General features: G+C 31.7%; 15 protein-coding genes and 1 pseudogene. 2 read left to right on the top strand and 14 right to left on the bottom strand.

Annotation, left to right across the window (positions count from 1 at the left end):
* Positions 1–111 precede the first annotated feature (111 nt).
* A pseudogene (locus WFH04_RS16440) lies at positions 112–225 on the top strand (heavy metal-binding domain-containing protein); the annotation flags it as partial.
* Positions 222–455, top strand: coding sequence for a hypothetical protein (locus WFH04_RS16435; RefSeq protein WP_336825143.1), 234 nt, complete (start codon positions 222–224; stop codon positions 453–455). The pseudogene WFH04_RS16440 and the gene WFH04_RS16435, both read left to right, overlap by 4 nt.
* Before the next feature lie 199 nt (positions 456–654).
* Here WFH04_RS16435 and WFH04_RS16430 read toward each other — a convergent pair whose 3' ends face one another.
* From WFH04_RS16430 to WFH04_RS18385, 14 genes are all read right to left on the bottom strand, one after another.
* A complete protein-coding gene (locus WFH04_RS16430; protein WP_336825142.1) occupies positions 655–1,392 on the bottom strand; it encodes a hypothetical protein in 738 nt (245 codons plus the stop codon).
* 386 nt (positions 1,393–1,778) lie between these two features.
* A complete protein-coding gene (locus tag WFH04_RS16425) occupies positions 1,779–2,744 on the bottom strand; it encodes a hypothetical protein (RefSeq protein ID WP_336825141.1) in 966 nt (321 codons plus the stop codon).
* A gap of 86 nt (positions 2,745–2,830) precedes the next feature.
* Entirely contained in the window at positions 2,831–2,995 is a 165-nt protein-coding gene (locus tag WFH04_RS16420; RefSeq protein WP_336825140.1) for a hypothetical protein, read from the bottom strand.
* A 14-nt stretch (positions 2,996–3,009) separates the two neighbouring features.
* On the bottom strand, positions 3,010–3,840 hold the full coding sequence (locus WFH04_RS16415) for a serine/threonine-protein kinase (protein WP_336825139.1): 831 nt from the start codon (positions 3,838–3,840) through the stop codon (positions 3,010–3,012).
* A gap of 1 nt (position 3,841) precedes the next feature.
* Positions 3,842–4,492, bottom strand: coding sequence for a hypothetical protein (locus tag WFH04_RS16410; RefSeq protein WP_336825138.1), 651 nt, complete (start codon positions 4,490–4,492; stop codon positions 3,842–3,844).
* Between the two features lie 545 nt (positions 4,493–5,037).
* On the bottom strand, positions 5,038–7,113 hold the full coding sequence (locus WFH04_RS16405) for a DEAD/DEAH box helicase (RefSeq protein WP_336825137.1): 2,076 nt from the start codon (positions 7,111–7,113) through the stop codon (positions 5,038–5,040).
* A 56-nt stretch (positions 7,114–7,169) separates the two neighbouring features.
* Positions 7,170–8,495 (bottom strand): BREX system ATP-binding domain-containing protein, encoded by a 1,326-nt coding sequence (locus tag WFH04_RS16400; protein WP_336825136.1) that lies wholly within the window; start codon positions 8,493–8,495, stop codon positions 7,170–7,172.
* A gap of 8 nt (positions 8,496–8,503) precedes the next feature.
* Positions 8,504–10,744, bottom strand: a complete 2,241-nt coding sequence (locus WFH04_RS16395) for a PglZ domain-containing protein (protein ID WP_336825135.1) — start codon at positions 10,742–10,744, stop codon at positions 8,504–8,506.
* Between the two features lie 333 nt (positions 10,745–11,077).
* A complete protein-coding gene (gene pglX, locus WFH04_RS16390) occupies positions 11,078–14,584 on the bottom strand; it encodes a BREX-1 system adenine-specific DNA-methyltransferase PglX (RefSeq protein WP_336825134.1) in 3,507 nt (1,168 codons plus the stop codon).
* Between the two features lie 24 nt (positions 14,585–14,608).
* Positions 14,609–18,232 carry a BREX system P-loop protein BrxC gene (brxC, locus tag WFH04_RS16385; protein WP_336825133.1) on the bottom strand — a complete coding sequence of 1,208 codons (3,624 nt, stop codon included), beginning with the start codon at positions 18,230–18,232 and terminating at the stop codon, positions 14,609–14,611.
* A 13-nt stretch (positions 18,233–18,245) separates the two neighbouring features.
* Positions 18,246–18,791, bottom strand: a complete 546-nt coding sequence (locus WFH04_RS16380; RefSeq protein ID WP_336825132.1) for a BREX protein BrxB domain-containing protein — start codon at positions 18,789–18,791, stop codon at positions 18,246–18,248.
* Positions 18,772–19,560: a BrxA family protein gene (locus tag WFH04_RS16375; protein ID WP_336825131.1), complete on the bottom strand. Its 789-nt coding sequence runs from the start codon at positions 19,558–19,560 to the stop codon at positions 18,772–18,774. Before WFH04_RS16375 ends, WFH04_RS16380 begins: the two co-directional genes overlap by 20 nt.
* Complete coding sequence (gene brxE / locus WFH04_RS16370) at positions 19,560–20,189, bottom strand: BREX-6 system BrxE protein (protein WP_336825130.1); 630 nt, start codon at positions 20,187–20,189, stop codon at positions 19,560–19,562. Before brxE ends, WFH04_RS16375 begins: the two co-directional genes overlap by 1 nt.
* Before the next feature lie 351 nt (positions 20,190–20,540).
* Complete coding sequence (locus WFH04_RS18385; RefSeq protein WP_408020199.1) at positions 20,541–20,873, bottom strand: recombinase family protein; 333 nt, start codon at positions 20,871–20,873, stop codon at positions 20,541–20,543.
* Between the last annotated feature and the right edge of the window lie 105 nt (positions 20,874–20,978).

Below are 20,978 nucleotides of genomic sequence, written 5' to 3'. Positions count from 1 at the left end.
GTTTTAGGGTAACAAACGCACTTTCTAGACATAAATGAATACTCAGATGAAGGCTGGCAAGCTTATGTATTTTTCATTGCATTCTTCTGCACTTTTATCTTGCAAAACACAATGGGTGCCAATGCTATTATTATGATGCGTTTTGACTCAGGTGAAATCGGTCAAAACATGAGTGAAATTGTAGCTTATGGAACAGCAGTTATTATAGAAGAGATAAATAAATGACATGGATTATAGGAATTTACAGTATCCAATTCCTTATTCTCATTGTTTTAATCATCGGATCATGGTTCATTTGGGATCGTCGTTTCAAAACAAAACACGGCAGGCAAGTACCAAAAGGATTCATCCGGACAAATGAGATTTCAATTGATCCAATTACGAATAAAAGATTAGTTGTTTACTTCAATCCAGAATCTGGCGAACGTTTTTATAAAGAGGAAGATAAAAATTGAAAAAGAGCCTGTTTTTAAATAGGTTCCTTTTCAATTTTATCTGCCTTTACTTATGGTACGGTTCACCGTGGTGATTTAAGAAGCAAAAATGAGCATTGGGATTTACTTTCCAATGCTCACTTTTAAATTATCTAGTTACTGAATTTTTTAGTTATACACCTATAATATGGGGAAAATCTAGTGACCCATATTATAGCTTTTATTTATCATTTATTAATTCATTCTCAATATCGACTAAGATATTACTAATAAAGTTTGAAACAACATTATAATCTTCAATAATCCTTTTTAATAAGTAAGAGGGATGATGTTTAAAATTTACATCAAAATCACTTATTACTGTAATATTCGGGGAGTTACGATGTGTCATCTTATTACGACAACTATTAACAAAACTATGATTTCCTTGCCATTCTCCATTAATACTAGTATTATCTTCTTGATTCAAATAATTTGATATTAATGTAGCTTTCTCTTTAAATTTTTTAGAATACCGTGAATTAGGATCAAATATGCGATTGTAATATACCTTATTAGGTTCTACATCAATTTGATAATATAAACGATATATTTGTGCTAACAAATCCCATAGACTAGACGTTCTAAATAATGCATTTTCAATATAATAGTAACTATAAATTTCCTCAATAGAGTTATTCCTAATAAGTGAAAATTGTTCTTGGACATTTGTTGAATATGCATATTCTATTGCTTTTCTAAACGAAAGTTTAATTTTATTATCTAAATCACAGATAGTTTCATAAATGGAATTGTACTGAACTATTTTACTAATAGATAAAGGCTCATTCCCTGCTGAAACTACCCCAAATATGTATTTTTCCTTTTCTATCATTACTCTAAATTGGTTTTCATCATAATAGATCTCATCTATTTTACTTAATAAATATTCGACTTCTTTATTATTTTTATTTACCATACTAATTATCCCCGTCCAAAACATCTAAATAATAAGATATACTTTATTTAGTTATTATTAAATATTAAAAACCTATTCACTTTGACACCTAATGTCATAACAGGTATATATAACATGCTGAATTTCCATCCGTAACCTAAATAGATTTACTAATATAATTAAAATATTAATCAATCATCAAGGTTGTTTATTTATCCCAATTATAATCCTTAGACATTTTGCATTTTTTATTACCCCACATATATTCAACAGGAAAAGTGAAGCGTGAAGACGGTTATCTGATTCAGCAAAAGAGTAAAGTACAAGAAGTCTGTCCCCCCTGTTTCTCTTTGTATCATGCTTTTTTGTAGGATCCAGAAGTAAATAATTTTCATACAAAAACACAACTATATAATACTATAATCTTTTAACTGTTTTAGATCATATATTCGATCTGACTTAAAGGCATATAAAGCATTTAACGTACTTTCAATTACATCACTATTAAATGATCTTCTACCGAATCTAAAACCTTTACTTCTTAGTCTTTCATTATTTTCTTCAACACCCTCAAAAAAACTTATAATATAATCAATACGTTTATCTAATGGGATTCTTGCAATGTCTAACCATTGTCTTCTTAACTCAAGTAGGAAATGTTTAAATGGCAGCGGTTCATTCCACGGAATATTCGCAGGTTGGTCACTACTTAATAGCATTTCACAATACTCACATTCTTTATCAAAAAAGTTTCTTAAACCTCTATTAAAGGCTAACGATAATTCTTGTGGTCTGTATTCACCTAAAGTATTTGGATCATAATACCAAATCCCTCTTCTTCTTATATCTTCATTTGTATCATCTTCATAAAAAATATCTGGATCAAACGTCCTAACATTTCTATAATTTCCACTTGCTATTATAGAAACACCTGCAGCACCATAAATTAGGCTTTGTTGATTTGTATATCCTAGTATAATTTCTTTACCAGATAGATTTAGGCTTGTAAATGCATCCAACACTGAATATAGATAATTTTCATCAGATATTAAATAGTCACTTGGAGATTTTAATACAACATAGAAGCCATCTATGTCCTTATATTGGATATAGATGCTGATTAGTTCATCAAAGGCACTTTTATTTCTAATTAAGTCTGGTCCCAATGGAAGGCTCAAATACTTTTTCTTTGAAGAATCATACTTTAATCCACCATCAATCAAATATTCCTGTATACTAATCCAATCATCGTTAAATGAATTACTGTATATATTCGGTATAATTAACTGATCAGTTTGAAGTGTTAAATCTTGATATTTCAAACAATTTATACTGAATTTAGATGCCACTTGAGAATTAAACTCTAAAGTCAAATAATCAAGACCTTCAAAATAAGGGAATTGTAAAATCTTCTCTAAATTCGTTCTTGGTTCATAGAATTGCGGATCAAATAATATATTTACACCCTTTTTTTAAGTTTCTTTGAATGTTCTTCTAAATTTTCTATACCTGTATTTCTTTGCAATGAACGTGGGGATAATATTACTCCTAAATTACTAAATTTATTTGCAAATTCCTCGTTCAGCTGTTTCATTCCATAACCTTGCTGTAAGAAAAAAGCCATAATAAATCCTCCTTTTAATATAACAAATTCATTACTTGTCTTGCTGTTGCCGGTCGTCTATGTACAGATTTTTCTAAGCATTTATTTATTATGTAATTAAGGTTAGCATTTGTAGTCGCTAATTCTGGAACATCCAAAACTAAAGTATTATGTAAAATAGCTTCGTTTGAGTTAGCATTAACCTTAAACGGATTTTCTCCCTTTATCATTTCATACATAATTATTCCCCATGAAAATAAATCTGTTCTATTACATATAATCTTCTTTTTATTTTGTATTTGTTCTGGTGCCGCATATCCAATTGTCATTGGACCAAATATAGCCAAATCAGCAGTTAACGAATCTTGTGTCAAGTCCCTTACAATTCCAAAATCTAATATATACGTTTTTTTCTTGCTATGGTCTAAAATAATATTTTCTGGTTTAATGTCTCTATGAACTAGATTATTTGAATGAATTTTTTCAAGACCTACCAATATAGAATTTCCTATATCTATAATCTCATTCATTTCACTATTCGGACAATAATTAACAATAAATTCTCTTAGTGTAGTTCCTTCAATATATTCTTCCAATACATATATATAATTCCTATTGTCTACAGCAATAAAGTCGAATTCATACACGTTGGGGAACTCTTCTCCATTCAGTTTAGATGAAATATCTAATTCCCTTAATGCTCTTTTAATATTACTTTCATTATGTAACTCTATTAGTTTTAGAGCTACTTTACCATATTTATTATGTACTCCTACAAATACCTCTTTCTGTCCACCACTGCTTAACTTTTCTATCGCATTTAAGTCTTTGAACCTTTCTCTGCAAAATTCTATTAAGTTTGCCAAATCAGTATTCCCCCAGTACTATTTTCTCGTTAATTTCCCAAAGCAAAGGTGTATTAATCAACTTCCCTCTTTTTACTGGTTTCAATTCGCATGATAAGTTCTTATCATCAGCTATATACATTCCAACTCCAGTTTTTAAACATTTTTCATAACTTTTATGTATGGTTGCTTCAGATAGTCTAGGCAATAAAACATATGAATCATTTGTAAACCATAGATGTCTTTCTGCCTGATCTATTACATACTTCCAATTGGTTAACTTTGCCTCAACTGTACTTATACTTTTTATAACTAATAACTCTTTCGCAGGATAAGATTTTACTAGATGTCCCTTTATTTTAATTAAATGCATATTCTCCATTTCCAATAGAAGAGAAAGTATTCTTTTTTCAGGATAACAAAAGAATTTATTTAATGAGTCCATTTTCACCCATGATTTACCGTATAAATATGATAGTACATAACTATGTATGCGCTTAAATTTTATATCGTAGATACCTCGTCTTCTTTCACTTAAAATTGTAGGGTCAAACTTAATGACAACTATATCGGGGCGACCAAAATTAGTTTCGAGTTCGGTAATTATTTTGGTATTCTTGCTTTTCCTTTTATTTATAAAAAACTCTACTAAATCAGCTTCTGTTTCAAACATAATAACTCCTAATATTTAATGATTTGTAAACCTTCAATTCTAATTTCTAATTTAATAATATCACTTTAAATCACTTCTTACAAAAGTTGTCTATATTTTTAGATATTTACAAGGTGAAAAGTCCCTTTTCTAACAAGATGTTTGACAGTCCACTTATTTTGTATGATTTTTCTACACTAGTTTTTTTATTGTAAGATACATTTCTTCTGTTAAAAAGTATGTTTTCTTCTCCCATCATTCTGAGTGACACACTCAGTTATGATTTTCTATCTAAAGTAACGAATATTGGTTACCATGTTTGCACCTAAATAATCCTAAGAAAATCGCATACTCTCGTTAAGAATTATTACTACTGAATATCCCAAATCAAACTGAATTATTTGTAAAGAACAGGTGCGTTTTATGACTAAACTATCACCCATTAATAAGCAAATAACCAGTATCAAAATAGTACTGGTTATTTGCTTCTATTATAGTTTTTACTTTTTAAATATATTCTGTACCGAATTATCAAATTTTATCGTTTAGTTTTCCTTCTAACTGTTTTATAATATTCTATATTCAATTTCAGTATCTGATAAATATCTCTGTAATAAGTCTAAGTCAAATAACTGTTCAACAATAAATGACTTCTCAGCAAATTCAGGTAGGTACTTTTGAAATTTAGCTATCTGAATATCGCCAATATATCTTTCTAATACGAAGAGTTCCTCCCTAGTAACGTTAATTTGAATTTCTTCAATAATCTCTTCAAGACGTTCGTAAGGGTAACCTTCCAATTTAAACTTCACTTTTTGATAATCTGATTTAACTTCTGCACCGGTATAATGTTTTAATAAAGTTGCTAGGGTATAGTTTACCTCGTCACCAGCAAATGTATTTAAGGTAAAACCTTTAGGCTCTTCTTCAATGACCATCATTCCCAGCTTCATCCCAAAATGTTGAAAATCCATACGATATTCTTTTAATCTTTGAGAAGCGTCTTGATCGATATATGGAAAACTATCATGACTTGATAAGATTCTAAGTATCTGCTGTGCAATTGCAAAAGAAGTTCTTTGACCGGAGCCTTGCCACAATGGGATAGCACCCTTTTCAGCTTTATTAGCATGAATAATAAATCGTTCCTTATCGATTTCAACTGCTTTCCATACTTGACCGTTTAATACAAAATGGAATGGTTCATTCTCCTTATAAAAGGCATTTACAAACCAAGAATCTAGCGTTCCAACTTCACGATTTTGATATTTCACCATGAACTCTTGAGTTGTTTCAAAAACTGAACATAGTTCTAAAAAGTTTCTTCGTGAAAAGGTCTCTTCTAGCTGATCTGACAAAAAGTAAATTCCATCAACTTTTGATAGATAATCATGTTTAAGAAGTCCTTCTATCAGTTCCTTTAGATTAACTTCACTTATACTACTAAAATTCGTCCTATCATTTATCAAATTCACTAATTGATCGTATGTTGCACCTTGCTTTTCTCTAATAGTAGAAAATATTTGTTGGATTAATACATGATAAGCATGTGTTGGAATTTTAACGGATTCAACCCATTTCTCGCGCGCTAACTCAATTAATGAAATACTTCTTAATAGAGATTCCTTATTTACCGTTAAAAATTCATAATGTGCTGACCGTCCTATTCTTCTTCCGGTTCTACCTAGCCGTTGTAAAAAAGAAGATACCGTATTGGGAGCATTGTACTGAAGAATAACATCTAAATCTCCAACATCAATTCCTAATTCCATTGTGCTAGTGCAAGCAACCATTAGTTCACTTTCTTTTTGCAATAGTGTTTCTGTCTGTTCCCGGTAAATCTTAGATATCGATGAATGGTGCAGTCTACTTTGAACTCCTAGGTCTTTTATGGTATTTGCAACTTTTTCAGCTAAAGACCTGCTATCAGCAAAAAATAAACTCTTTTGCTGTTTCAATATGGGGATTACTTTGCTTTGCAATTCCTCTTCTGACCATTCATCAACATATCTTATAAAAAGCTTAGTTTTTCTTTTACTATTTGTATTAGGCTGTATCCAAGACTGGTTTCGTTTACTAGAACCTTGCATCCATTTTAATAAATCATTAGGATTTCCAATTGTGGCAGATAGTCCAATTCGCTGAATATCACACTTTGAATATTGCTGAATTCTTTCTATAATTGACATCAGTTGAATTCCTCGGTCATTATTAGCAAAATAATGAATTTCGTCAATTACAATAAAACGGATATTCTCGAATAAGTTAACACATAACTCACTTCCATTCATTAAAAGAACCTCAAGTGATTCAGGAGTTGTGGCCATTATATGATCAGGATCCCTTTTAAAATGCCTTTTATCTCCTGTTGATACTTCACCATGCCATTTAAACGCGTCAATTCCTACCAATGACCCTAAACCTTTTAGTCGATATTCCTGATTATTAAGCAATGCTCTAATTGGACTGATATAAATAACTGATAGAGGGGGCAAACCTTCATCGTTAATAATACTCAATATAGGAAAAAAAGCAGCTTCTGTTTTTCCACCAGCAGTTGCTGCTTGTATAATGGCATTATTACCCGACAATATAGCAGAAATCGTATCCTCTTGGACATCTCGTAAAGATTTCCATCCCAATTTATCAATGATTCCAGTTTGTAGCCTATTACTTAATAGCGAGAAGGAATTACTACTCATAATTCAATATCTACCGCCGTTTCTCTTCCACCGGCAACTTCAAAGTTATGTTTTACTCTTTGTACAACCTCCGGATTAATATTTAATAAGGAGTGAACATCGTTTCCTTCCTTTGCGGCGTCCAACACAAATAGAAATTCTCTTAAAAATGTTCTGGGTAAAACTGAGACTTCACGATCAAAAGCTATTGTAAATGATTCAACATACTGTTTTATAAATGCATCATCAATAACCATTTCTGGCAGCCAATCGTGTACTTCCCCGTGAATTTGACGAACTTTATGTGCTACTTCGACCAATTGATTTGTAGAAAAACGATTAAGCTTCAAAAGAGGCGTTGAGAAAACCTTTTTGATACCCTCTTTACGCTGTAATGATAATGGTTTTATCCTTGAAAAGAGTGCATCATGTTCTTTAATAGACCGGTCTTCATTCTCAATAAGATCATCTGTGCCTGTAAACAACATATAGCACCCTTTTAAGCGATCCTTACTAACCATATCAATAAGAAACCTTAAATTCTCGAAAGCTTGATATCTAATATCCCTGCGTTCCTTTCTAACTGTTTCAACCTCATCAATAATGATTAATAATCCTTTATAGCCTGAAAGTTTTAAAATATGGAGAAGGGCAAGTAAAAACTCAAAAGCATTCGTTTTATCAACTTTTCCAGTTACTCCAATTTTAGATTTAGCTACCCTATCAATACTGGCATCCCCTGCAATCCAACCTATCGCCCAATCAGAAAGCTGGCGATCCCCTTCCATTAACCCTTTATAAAAACTATGAAAGGCTTGAACAATACCGGGCGATGTCGCGTTGGCTTTTGAAAGTTCATCACTTATCTTTTGTTCCAATAAATTCATGAGTTGTTCTTCATCTTCATCACGCTCATCTGGATCAAGGTCGTATTTTCGAATAATATCCTTTTTTTCCTTAGAAAGCCATTCTTGAATAACTTGTCTAAATGCTGAGTATTCCCGTTGATTTTTAGTTCTAAGGCCAGTCATAATTGCTTGATAAACTGTTTCAAAGTTTTGGAGTTGGACGGATTTACTAATTACAATTTCGGAGACAGCATAATTATTTTCAAGCGCATCCTCCTTTAATACTTCACATAGGAATGACTTACCAGAACCGTATGGACCATATAAGAATTTAAATCCAGCATGTCCATCATTATCAAATGAAATATATTCTAACTCATTATTTAAATGTCTTCTTTCTTCCTTATTTCCCGCTATTAATAAGTGGGTTCCTACATTTGGAACTGTACCGTTTCTTAAAGCACGCAATATAGTTTCACCTATTTTAATATCCACTTTTCCACCTACTTTATAGAGTATTCGTACACTGTTCCATTTATCATTTCTATTTTAAACCAATCTTTACCCTCATCTTTCATTCTTTTGATCAACTCCGACATTGCCTCAGAAACTAAAACGGATTTAAATTTAATCCCTTTTGTATTCGCCCGTTGTAAAAGTTCATTTTCATTCCACTTAGAACTATCTAGGAAACAACTTAACAAGAATTTCTCGCGTTTTGTTAAATCATCCTTATTCTCCTGTAGGAACGATTTTATTTGATCCTGAATATCTACTGTTTCGTCAGCCTTTATCACTTCGTCCAATGCCCCTTGTTGCTCTATCCGCGGGTCATCTATATAATCTAGCGATATATTCCTTGATGATACCGTAAGAACCGGTATAATAACTTCTTGAATAGTTAATCCACCATGACTAAACTTTGCACCGCCACTTGCAGTGAAAAAATAATTACTTGAGGGATAATATTGATAAAAGTCACCTTTATGGTGAGACCAAGCTAATTCCTTAACAATCCAGTCTCCTTTTACTCTATTATCTGCAATAGCATATCGACGTGACTTTTTCACAGATTCTACGTCATTCGGCAAGGAAACCTGATTCCATCCCTCTAAACCGTTTGTTAGTAAGAATCCATGGTCAGCCGTTATAACAACTTCGTCAACTCCGGATTTTAATAGGTTCTCTGTCACTATTTTTATTTTATTTAATAGATGTGGGAACATATAAACAGCTGAATCCTCAATATTTTCACCCGTTGTATCAATCTCGCTAGAATATATAATAATAGTGTCCTTACCATTTATCTCCGTTTGTACATGATTCTTAGACAACTTATAGAAACTTTCCAGATTAACAATCTTTCCTTTGGATCCTAAAACAGTTTCAAGAAGCTTAATACGGTCCTTCTTCGTATTTAGTTGCGTATTATCTTCTGAAGAATAAATAACAAAGTCATCTTTTTCTTTTTTCCATTCCAAAACTGAATTGGAAAGTGGTAATAACGCAGTCATCCCCACCTTCGTAATGGAAGGTAAGGAAGAAAGCATACTTTTAACCTCTACGTCCCACTCTTCATCAATTAAAGATTGTAGTTCCGTACCCATTTCATAACGTAGTGCATCAACATAAATAACTGCCGTTTTCTTATTTGAACCATTTATATTTTCATTCCAAAAATGCCTTTGGTGCGTTATTCCTTCTATTGAATAATCTCGTTTTGACTCAAAGCTTTGTTGAAATTGAGTATTCAAAGGTTTTAAAAACTGATGTATGTATTGCCCATTAGCATACTTAATAAGAGCAAAAATAAGTGGTTCATTTGATTGGTATTGTTCTTCGGCTTTCCTAAATCGATAATCAATGGCCCACCATTTTTGTTGAATATATTCTTTAACAATACCTTCAGGATTTTCAAACTGAGGAACTTGGTTAATATAAACCTTAAACTTGTTCAGTTCCATAATAAAATGTAATAGCTGAGCTAATGAACTCCATTTATTGATAAACTCATTATCAGTTGCCCTTGTGATCCGGGCCTCTGCAATAAGAATAAATTGGTCAATTGAAGGTTGCGTTAAAACGTCAATATTTAATTCACCCGGTAAAATCCGTTTTGAGATCCGCCGCCATAACTCCTCATCGATTACTGAAAAACCTTTTATTGAATATAACTCTTCTGTCTCTTTCAACGAAATTTGTTGTTTAAATTCATTTGATGTCTCTTTCGACCACTCTTCAAAGTGACTACGATAATAATCGTGCTGTGACCAAAGGTTAAACAGTTCACTTCGTCTATGTTTTATTTTGGAATCTGTAGTATAGTTCTCATCTTGAATATCCAATGACAGTTCAGTTTTAATTAATGTATTAGCTATTGTCGCAACAATCTCTTCATAAGTCTGTTGCTCGTTAATAAAAAAGCCATAATATTCATCGGCCAGTTGAGAAAAAGCCTGTAAATTCTCTAGCTCTTTTAATGTTTGATAGTAGGTCTTGTCTGTTATAAAACGCAATATTGTTTCCTTTTTATCAAGTTCATCCATTGATAAGTGGCTCTGTAAAATAAACTGCCCTATTTTTTCCTCATTCAAATTTTCAAGTAAGTCATCTGATAAGATATCCCACTTTGTTTTAATAAACAATAATTGCTTTTGCAAACGTTCACTTTTATTCAAAGGCAGATTAATATTGTAGTGTTTTGATAAAATATCTCTAATGGTATCATCGTATATTTCTGCCAAAAAGACATATTCCTTTAACATTGTTAAATTGCTATAATTGCCGGGTATGTATATTAATACACGGTTCTCAAAATTTGGGGAATACTGGACAATTTTGTGTCGCAACTGCAAAAAGCTCCCCTCAAAAACGAACCGATTTAAGCTTTCTTCCTTAATGAATCTTTCGTATTCAGTTATAAACGATTGATACCTATCCAGCCAAATAACAACTGAACTTTTTCGAAAGTGTTTGTTAAGGTCTTCTGCGACCATATCATAAAATGACTTTTTCATAATTTTATAAAAACACCTACAAAACACTGCAGGTGCTTCAATTGTACCTCCCTTCGCTGATTATTTTTCGATTTTTTTCGCCAAGATCGGGTTCAACGGTTTGATATTATATAAAACTCCTTGATCAATATCCGGCTCATAACCAGACGCAATAATGTCATCTATTTGTCTATCGAATTCTTCTAAGTCGGTAATTTGTTTTTCTATTTCAATTACTCTCTTCTCAAACTGTTTCGCAAGCTTTTTATCATCCGCAGAGGCCATCTTTTTGCGATAAAAGTTCAAATCTTCGTGTGAATTATCCAATATTGGCTTTAAGTGAGCTGATTTTAACTTATAAAGCGTATCAGATGTTAATGAATGATAGTACAATAGTGCATTAAATGTTTTATTTGGACTACAAATATGCCAGTATATTGGCCTATTTTGATACTGCTCTTTCTTTATATGTTCTTTGAAAAAATCCTTTTTAAACCATTCTAATAAATCTTGTCCTATTATTTCTGGAATTTCCTCATCAATTATTGTTTCAATGTTGCTTTCACCACAAATAATTTCCACTACTTCATAAAAGTAATCTTCAATAAAGCTTTCATTCATAACTAAAACTCCGTCACTGTTTATCTTATTAAATTCCTCAACCTTCCACCTTCCAAAAATCACTCCAACTATAATGGATGCAAAACTAACAAAATAATCCTTTGAAATTTTATTTGGTATAAGATTATTTTTCTCTAAGTATTGAATTAGTTCAAGTCGATCTATGTTTTTGCTTACCTTATCATACCACTTTTCAAAATCTGCTTCACTTGGTAAGAATTCAGCAATTTTCCTTATATTTCTGACCTCATTATTTATCAACTCTTTTGTTTGATCATCTATACTAAACAAATCAAAAACAAGTGAGTTATTCTTATTAACCAAAATTAAATATTCTTTTTCTATTTCAAGTAACCTTTTAATAAAGTCGGTAAATAGCATATTGCTATTAAGATAATTATTTATATCAAAGTCTTTCTCTGTATCATCATAAGATAGCATCTGTTTCTTTAACTTAATAATCTCCTTCACATTGCCGGATATTCTTTTCTGGAACTCTTCATCAAGCTTTGATGGTAATCGATGTATATCATTATTTTTAAAGTTTATAGTTGGATTGTATATATCTAATAAATAATCAACAAAATTAGAAGCTAATATTCCGAGGACATAAAATTTATCAACATTGTTCTTTGTATTAATAAAAGATCCCCCTGAATCAAAAATATGTCCTTGCGGTAAATACCTTACACCAAATCCCTTACTTCCTACGCCCGAAAAAGTCAGCCCTTCCTTAAAAAACAGGCTTTGATTCATTAACCTACAGCCCTTATACTCCTTCATTTTTTCTGGACGCCAATCAACAACACTCTTTAATGCACCATAAAACTTCTCTGATCCTCCCCCTTTAGCATATGGCACAAAGTTTCTTTCAGATTCACCGTTTATCTCCCACCAAAACTTAACAAAATAATCATTATAGCCTGTATTTATTCCTGTTTTTGCTTCTCCAAATAGGTCGGTAAATGAAGAATTCTTGGAAATAATTTGCTTAACTTTGTCTGGTAAATAATATAGGAATGGATAACCTTCTAGTTTCGAGAAAAATTCTTGGTTAACTAAAAAGAAGTTATCCTCATTTTCTAAATTAGTACTTTTCTCAATTGAATTAGAATAATTATCTAATTTAATGAAAAGGCTATCATCATTGATTGATTTACCTTTTTCTAGAACAAACATAGATGTACTTACTCGTTCACCACTGATATCATCAAAAGCTCTAGTTCCTAAATGTGCGAATTTATAAATGAAGAAACTATTTAGAATAAACCTTCTGAGTTCAATATACGACTTAATAAACATAAACGATTCTTGAGTTATCATACCCATTAATCCTTTATCGTCTAAAAAATCCATTACTCGTATTATAAATATTGAATAAAGGTCTTGATTAGCATTTTTATAATTATCATTTACAAAATTCTTTAGAACCTCATTCATACTCGTTTTTCCCATATAAGGTGGATTTGTCACAACAACGTCGTATTTTTGCAAGAAAATGTTAAGTAAAAGAACAGACTTTCTAGCTTCATTTGCAAAGAGTTGATTATTAATATCATTAACTTTTGTAGCCTGAATATATACTTGCTCTAAGTACTGGAACAATTCCTCTTCGCTTCGTGAGAGAACCGACTCATCTTGTTCTTCACTAAAATCTACAAGCCCTTCAAAAAGTCCTAAATCTTCATTTTTACTTTTCTTTTCTAGTTCCTTTTGTTTTTTCTGCTTATAATCCTCAATTAAAGGTAATAACCTTTTTTCAGGTTGTATCAAGCTTCCTTTTAAGCGTGTATCAGTAAATTCATCATAAATAATTTCAATCATTTGAAGAACTGTAGGATTATTTTCAAATTGTTTTCTCATTTTAGCCAAACGATCGCCATTTAATAGAACAGCATCGGCACATACGAGATTTACTGTAATTTGATTTTCTTTTATTTCATTTATTGCCGCTTCTTTTAATGATACTCTTACTTTTATATACAATATTAGTGCTGTGAGCTGAATTGCTCTAGCATCAATATCTATCCCATGAAGATTATTACTTAATATTAAAAACGGAATTTTTTCTTTTGGATAACCTTCTTCAACATAGTATTTATAGAATAAATCATATGCTTTGATAAGAAAGTGACCACTTCCACATGCGGGGTCTAATAGTTTAATCTCCTCAAGCTTTTTATGCTCTCTTTCACCATTTATTATTTCTTCACGTAATTTCCCTAAAGAGTTATTTATAATCCAGTCAACAATCCAATCCGGAGTAAATAATTGGGTCGCAGCCGGTATATCAATACTTTTAATCTTCTCTTTTTTATTATATAGACGGTCAAAAACGTCATCTTTTTCTTCTTCATTGAAATATTGATAAATCCAACCAATTATCTCATCTTGTTTCCATGACTCTTCATCAATTTCAGTAGTTAATTGATGAATAATCTCCAATAATGCTTGGTTACTAGGCCCAATTATTGAATATTCGTCTTCCGTATTAAATAATAGCCCTATATCGGACGAAATCTCATTAAATATTAAAGAAATAAAATAAGACAAACCCTCATCGGATTGGGACTTACAAAATTCACGTGCAACTTCAAAGAAATTCCGATGTCCATAAGAACGATTACTGTATTCTTCCCTTTGAATAAGCACTTCTTCCATTAGCCCTCTAACTTCCATTGCTCGGAGAGCGGCTATACGATTTATATATGTATAAGTAACCTCACGAATATAGGAGATAAGGGCCTCCTTTTCAGAAAGCCCACCCTTCATCTCCTTAGAAATAGCATCACGAAGGTCTTTATAGATTTGCTCTTCCTCATCTGAAAGTGATAATTTATCCTTTTCAATCCAAGGTTCGGCTAGTAGAATACCATAAGTAACGAGACGGTTTTCTATATCACTTTCTAAAATACCTCTGCAATTTAATATCGTACGATTAATTGCCTTTTTTTGTTCTGGTTTCATTTTACCAACCCTTTCCTATCTCAATTAAGATAAGAAGAAATAATCAACACGCTTCAATTCTTCCTTGAGTTTCACTTCTAAGGTTCTTAAATAGTCCTGAATCTCTTCTTCAGAAGAAATTTTCTTCATTTTCATTATGTCACTAATTTGGACCTGTTTAAAAGTAGGCTTCTTGGCTTCCAAATCATCTACATCATCTTCTGATGTTATATCCGTAAAACGATTTAATTTTTCGAGATATTCTCCATAAGTTCCAATGGAACTTTGCTTATAACTTGGTAACGCATTTTCTAATTGCTCTAGATAATCATAGTTACGGTGCTTATCCCGCGGAACTTCCTTTTCATAATGTTTACTTACTGGTAATAAGATTTTTCTCTGTTCAAACACATCAAATGATCTAAATTTCGGAAACTGCTCAATCTCATTCATTATCTCTTCTATTTTTTCCATTACTCTAGAATGAAGCTCTTTATAATATTTATCATAATAATTTTTGATTTTTAAAAAGTCACCTTGAATATCTACCCAATTATCAATGAATCTACTTGATGATATCTCACTAAGAATAGATTGAACTTTCTCTTCCTGCTCTTCTTCCTTTGGAAAATGTTGAGGCAACCAAACATCTGAAATGAATCTTGCCATTTCTTGAATGGAGTCCATATGACCATTTTCAACGAAATTATTGAATTTTTTCATCAGATTCATTTCATCTTTTAATTGTTGATACTTATCAACAAAGGTAATAATAACTTCACTAGATTGCTTTTTATTTACAATTTCCTTATAAGCTTTTTCCAAATTCTTTAATTCGTCGACAATCGATAACTGATTTTCTTTGGCTGTAACAATTAAACCTCTTAGTCTAATTAAAATACTGTTAGAAACTCTAATGCACTTATCATAGTACTCCGGAATTGTATCAGCCGAAACATTTTCCCCAAATTCTGATTCTAGTATTTTTTTGCATTGCTGACGTATTGCGGGATCAACATTTTTAACTTCTATGAACTGGCATGACTTAAAATGAGGTTCTTTCTCAAATATTTCTTTTACACCAGATTCAGTATAACTTCTGATTGATTTACCTTTTAGTTCTAGTTCGATAAAACCTCCACGAAACAGTGCTGCAGCAAAAAATCTAATTGCCATACTATCCCAACCGTATTGATTTCCTTGAAAGTAATCCAAAATATCGCTTCCAGTGCAAACCCCAAATCGCTTATAGCGAGACTTAATTTCTGTTAAAACTTCATTTAATACCTTTGAACTTGAATTAATTTGATGCTCATTATCCAAAATATTTAATTCCTTAAATACCTCAGATGCCGAGTGAATATTTTGTTTAAATACTTCCTCTATATGTGAAACATTAATTTTTACTGCTGCATCGTCAAAACGCGTATAAACTGTTGGAATTACAATACTTATTAATGAATCAAATATTGCTTTAACTTCTTCTCCGTTTGGTAAATCATATTCTTTTCCTCTGAATAAATACGATCCTGCTATAAAAGTTACCTTTGTTTTCCTTTTAATTTCTAAAGCTAAATTTTGATTTTTTTGCTCTTCCTTTCGTAAAAAGAACATTCTTTCTTCATCTGCTTTTTCCCTTTGTTTACCTATTGTAGATTCACGTGCTAGATATTCCTTAATCATATCTTCAATCTCTTCATTAGGATGAGATAACCAATAAATGCATTTTTCTTCTCTTATCGATTCCCGTTTCTTTTTATCACGTAGAGTCTCATCATTAAATAGGATTACCGGACTTAGGGCTTCAAATGAAATTTCCGTACCATTGGCATACTTTTCATCATCTGCAATCAGATTAATAGGAAAAGGACGTATTTGTTTATATAAAACCCTATTTTGGTTAAATATATCTTTTACTGTATCCCTTACATATTTCATAATATCTCTTGTTCGAACTTCTTCCTGCTCTGCAAGTACTTCATGACGGAAATTCTGCTCTTCCGGTGATAAAAAACTATATACTTCACCCTCTCTCTCCACAAAACCAGCCTTGCTGAGTTTTTGAAGAGAAGATTCAACCATTTCTTTTAGTTCATGAAAATTAAGTTCTATACTACTGAAAAGCATTTTCGTTAAATTATCTAATGTTTTTGGTAAATAGTTAATTGAATCAAGGAGATATAATACTTTCAACACCTTTTTTGTGAATTTAGGGTTTTCCGGATCAGCTTTATCGACTTCGTTTATAGCATCGATAACAGTTGAAGGGACAAAATCAGAAGCTCTTGCTTCAGCATAGACCTGATCTAACGTTACGAAACTTCCGATTTCCCTTGCATCAAAGTGATTCTCCGGGTTTATTAATATTCCTTGAGTTGTTTTAATCATGCTACGATTGGTTCCGCCATGTTTTTTATTTGATTCTGTACGTTGTAGGAACTTTACAAAAATATCTTTTATAATTCCTAACTGATAAGGGAAAAACGGATACGCATTCACAAAGTATTCTTTTGTTAACTCTGGTAACTTCCGATCAGCATCAGGAAATTGCAACACAGAAACAAGCTTTCCCGAATATTCCTCATATTCTTTTTCTAAAATTGAACTTGATTCTGATGTTTTCTTTAATACACGTTCATAAAGAACTGTATCTAAGTTCTCAGGTGTTAAGTGTATCTTCACTCCAAAGCGGTCAGCAATTTTTCCTAATTCCGTATTAAACTTAATTGCATCTTCAACAACGGCTTTTAACTCTTCTTGTGCAGTAACACCAAGCCATATCTTTCCTTGCCCGGTTACCTCAACCTGATGTGCTATTCCTTGAAGCTCACTAATTTTTTGATCATCTCTTGCCATAAACTGTCCCATTTCATCGATTAACAGAAATAACCTTTTTTCTTTTCCTGAATCATAGGATTCCTTTTCAATATAAGATTTGAATATTTCAATTAATCTTTTTGGAGACATAGAAAAGTCATCTTTAATATCATTAATAATGTCCATCGCAATTGTTTCAGAAGGATAGTCATCCGGTTTAATCTTGCAAAGTGTCTTTGCAATTTTAGTCTTTTGACGAGAAGGCTTTTTACGCGCATCCTCCCAAGACTTACCGCTTATCTTTTCGAATTCTTTTTTAAAATTCTCATATAACCCGGACTCATATAAATCAAATTCTAATTCACCAACCCAAAGAATATGGCTATAGAATCCTAAATAAGAAAGAAACTGTTTGTAAATAGTAATAGAAATACTTTGCTGCTGATTATTACTGTCATAAGCAGTTTCCTCCAAGATATCGAACATTAGAATTTCCGTTTCATATTCTGTACGGATTTCTTCGATAAGTGTTTGAAGATCTTTTGATTCATCTCTTGTTAAAAACACTTCCGAACTAGTTGAATCTCCAAATTCATAATTTCCAAGAACATGCCCTAACAGCTTAGTGAAATGGGATTTACCTGATCCAAACCAGCCTGAAATCCAATAACAATAATCATTACCACTCAAATAATTAGTAAACGCCTTTTTAAAGTGATCTCGTATTTGATCTGTTATAACATACTCATTTAGCTCCTGACGAATATGGGCTAAATTTTCATCTTGAACTTTGACTACTGGATTAATATCACGTTTAATATTTTCTCGAAATATTTCATGTATCTTAGTCAATCGTCTCACCCCTTTATAAATAAAATGCTCTAGATCCACTAATATCAACATCATCGAGCATTATAAACTTCCTTGAATTAACTGTACCGGGAACAAAAAAACATAGCGGTATCGATACCTTATTCTCCAGTTTAGAAAGTAATTGAATGAGTCTAAAGTGTGGTGCTGTACAGCCAACACGAGTGAATATCATTCGTCCTTTTTCTCCCAATTTTTCTGCTCTTTCTAAAATCCATTCATATAGGATGTTAAGCATCGTATTCTGCAATTCCTTCATTAATTCAGGATAATCTTCTTTTTCAAATTCATAAAGCTCTGTTAAATCACCGTTTTCATCTTCTAATAAAAGTTTATAAAGTAATTTTTCCAGATTAACAACTTCGACTTTATATCCTTGCGTTTTACCTTCCTGCTCTATTTCTTCAAGTTTAGGCTTTATATATAATTGTTCACTGGGACTAATCGCAACAAGCATAAAGGGTACACCTGATTGGCGGCTCCATGCTATTTGATCATTAATAAGCATATTTTTGACTTGATTAATTTTCTCCGACAACATATTGGACAACAAACTCCTTTAAAGATGGAAACTTATAATGTATATCAGTCTCTTTATTTTCTTCTAAGTAAATAACTCCACTTAGCTCTAGTTCCTTTAACATCATCTTTCTTTGTTGTTTATCTTGTAAAAATAATTTAAAATCATTGTGGTTGTAATAGTCGTCAAGTGTCAAAATACAATCTTTATTAAAATAAAGCACATAACCAAAGATTCTATTTGAAAAATATACATTTTCATTAAATATTGGATTACGTCTATTTGAGAGGAAGCCTGTTTCAAGTAAAACGGTTATCAAAGCACTTTTTAAATCCTTGTAGGTTCTTTCGGACCAATTTTTCATTTCTTCATGCTCTATAGAAGAAGTTATTAAAAATTCTCCCGCATCATCACTTGAGACTCCTAAAAAGCCCTTGATGTACTTTTGGAAAACAACTTCAACTACAAAGTCATACAATACCTTGTCCGATAAACACATATGATAATAAAGAAGATAAAAGGCCTCTTCTTTATTCATATTTTGTATAGCCAATAAGAGTGGAGCTTCAGATACAGGTTTATCTTGAAAATCCTGTAAATACCTCTTTTTAATTGAACCATATACGTTCTCAATCCGGCGTTTTGATGCTTTAAGCAACAAATTATTCTCAAATAATTCATCTTCCAATGCCTCAATGCTATTCAATTCGGACAGTCTAATAAGAATTCTAAGCGAATCCTCAAGAACTGCTCCAGTTGTTTTTAAATCAGCAGTATATTTCTTAATCATTAATTTACAGCAACCCTTTTAAAATACGGTATTGTGACTTGGCCTTTCCTAGCATAATCATAGACGGAAATTAATTGATGGATAACCTCTTCTAATTCTTCATTATGTATATAAAAGTGCCTTCTTTTCGAGCCTAATTCATATGATTCCCCTGATACATTATCAAATGTATCCAAACGTGGTTCATTAAAAAAGTCCCTAGCCCAGTGTGGTTCGAATGAATAATTTTCTATTGTTTCTATTTCATGAAGGATATTCTTCCATTCTTTTCTTGATGCGAGCATTTCTACAGCTGGTCCATATACCTTTTTTTCAAAGTCATATCCAAAATGAAATAGGGTTATTACCTTATTAACACTTATACTATGAAGTTCTTTCTGCCGAACACTTTTTTGAGCCATATCTAGTCTTTGTTGGTAAAAAGTTCGTGGTAAAAAAGGCATAAGATTCATTCTACCTACTGTACCTAAGATACGGGATTCCCACCAAAAGTTATTGTCTTCTTCACCAAGTCGCGCTATCATTAATCGATAATAAATAACTTTTGCTAAGTTTCTTTTTGAAACACGTCGATCCTGTATATCGCTATCTTCAATGTTATTTACTATTAAATCGTAAATTTTTTTCATCCTAGAGCCACCTCTGAAATATCTTTAAATATGTAGACATACTCTATTCTATTATGTCACAAAATGGTGGTTAAACAAAGGCAAATAGCTTGACATCCATCTTTTCTAGTGTATTTCGTTTAAATTTGAACCACACATATTTAGTGGGATAAATTAATAGTAATTCGGTCTTTGGTTGCCATTTTGTTCTGTTGTATTGTTTTAAAGTCAAAAATCCGTAGCAATTATTTAATTTTGACTAAATGATTACTACGGATGATTGGTTATTAATTATTAGAGAATTTTCTATTTATACTTTTACTCATTTACATTGTAAGTCCATTTCTTATTATTTGGATATATCCAAGTTAATCAGGAATAAAGGGGGCTATGAATTAACCCGTAATTCCCTTCAAAAGTATTAGCACAATTATCTAATGTAATAATGTTAACCTCTTGTTGTTGACAAAGATCCTTTAGGGGAATTGCTTGTTCGTAGTATCTGAATAAACGGGAAGCTGTCATAGAAATGATTACATCAATCTTCTCTTCTTTAGCATCTTCTATCGTTCTCTGAAGTCCCACATTTAATCCCGGTCCCAAACTATTTTCATCTTTATAAATCTTGCACAACTGCCAATTTTGATTATTAATATATTCCTCTATCGCTTTCACCTGTATTGATAAACTATACTCACTATGGATAGGCTACACTTAGATGGACAGAAAAATTAAGGTCTTGTAGAATACAACTAATAGAAATGAGGAGACTACAATGACCGAAAAAAGAACAAGAAGATCCTTTACCCA

This window comes from Sporosarcina sp. USHLN248 (genome assembly GCF_037144575.1).
GTDB classification, from domain to species: domain Bacteria; phylum Bacillota; class Bacilli; order Bacillales_A; family Planococcaceae; genus Sporosarcina; species Sporosarcina contaminans.
This window is presented reverse-complemented; position numbering and strand designations above follow the sequence as displayed.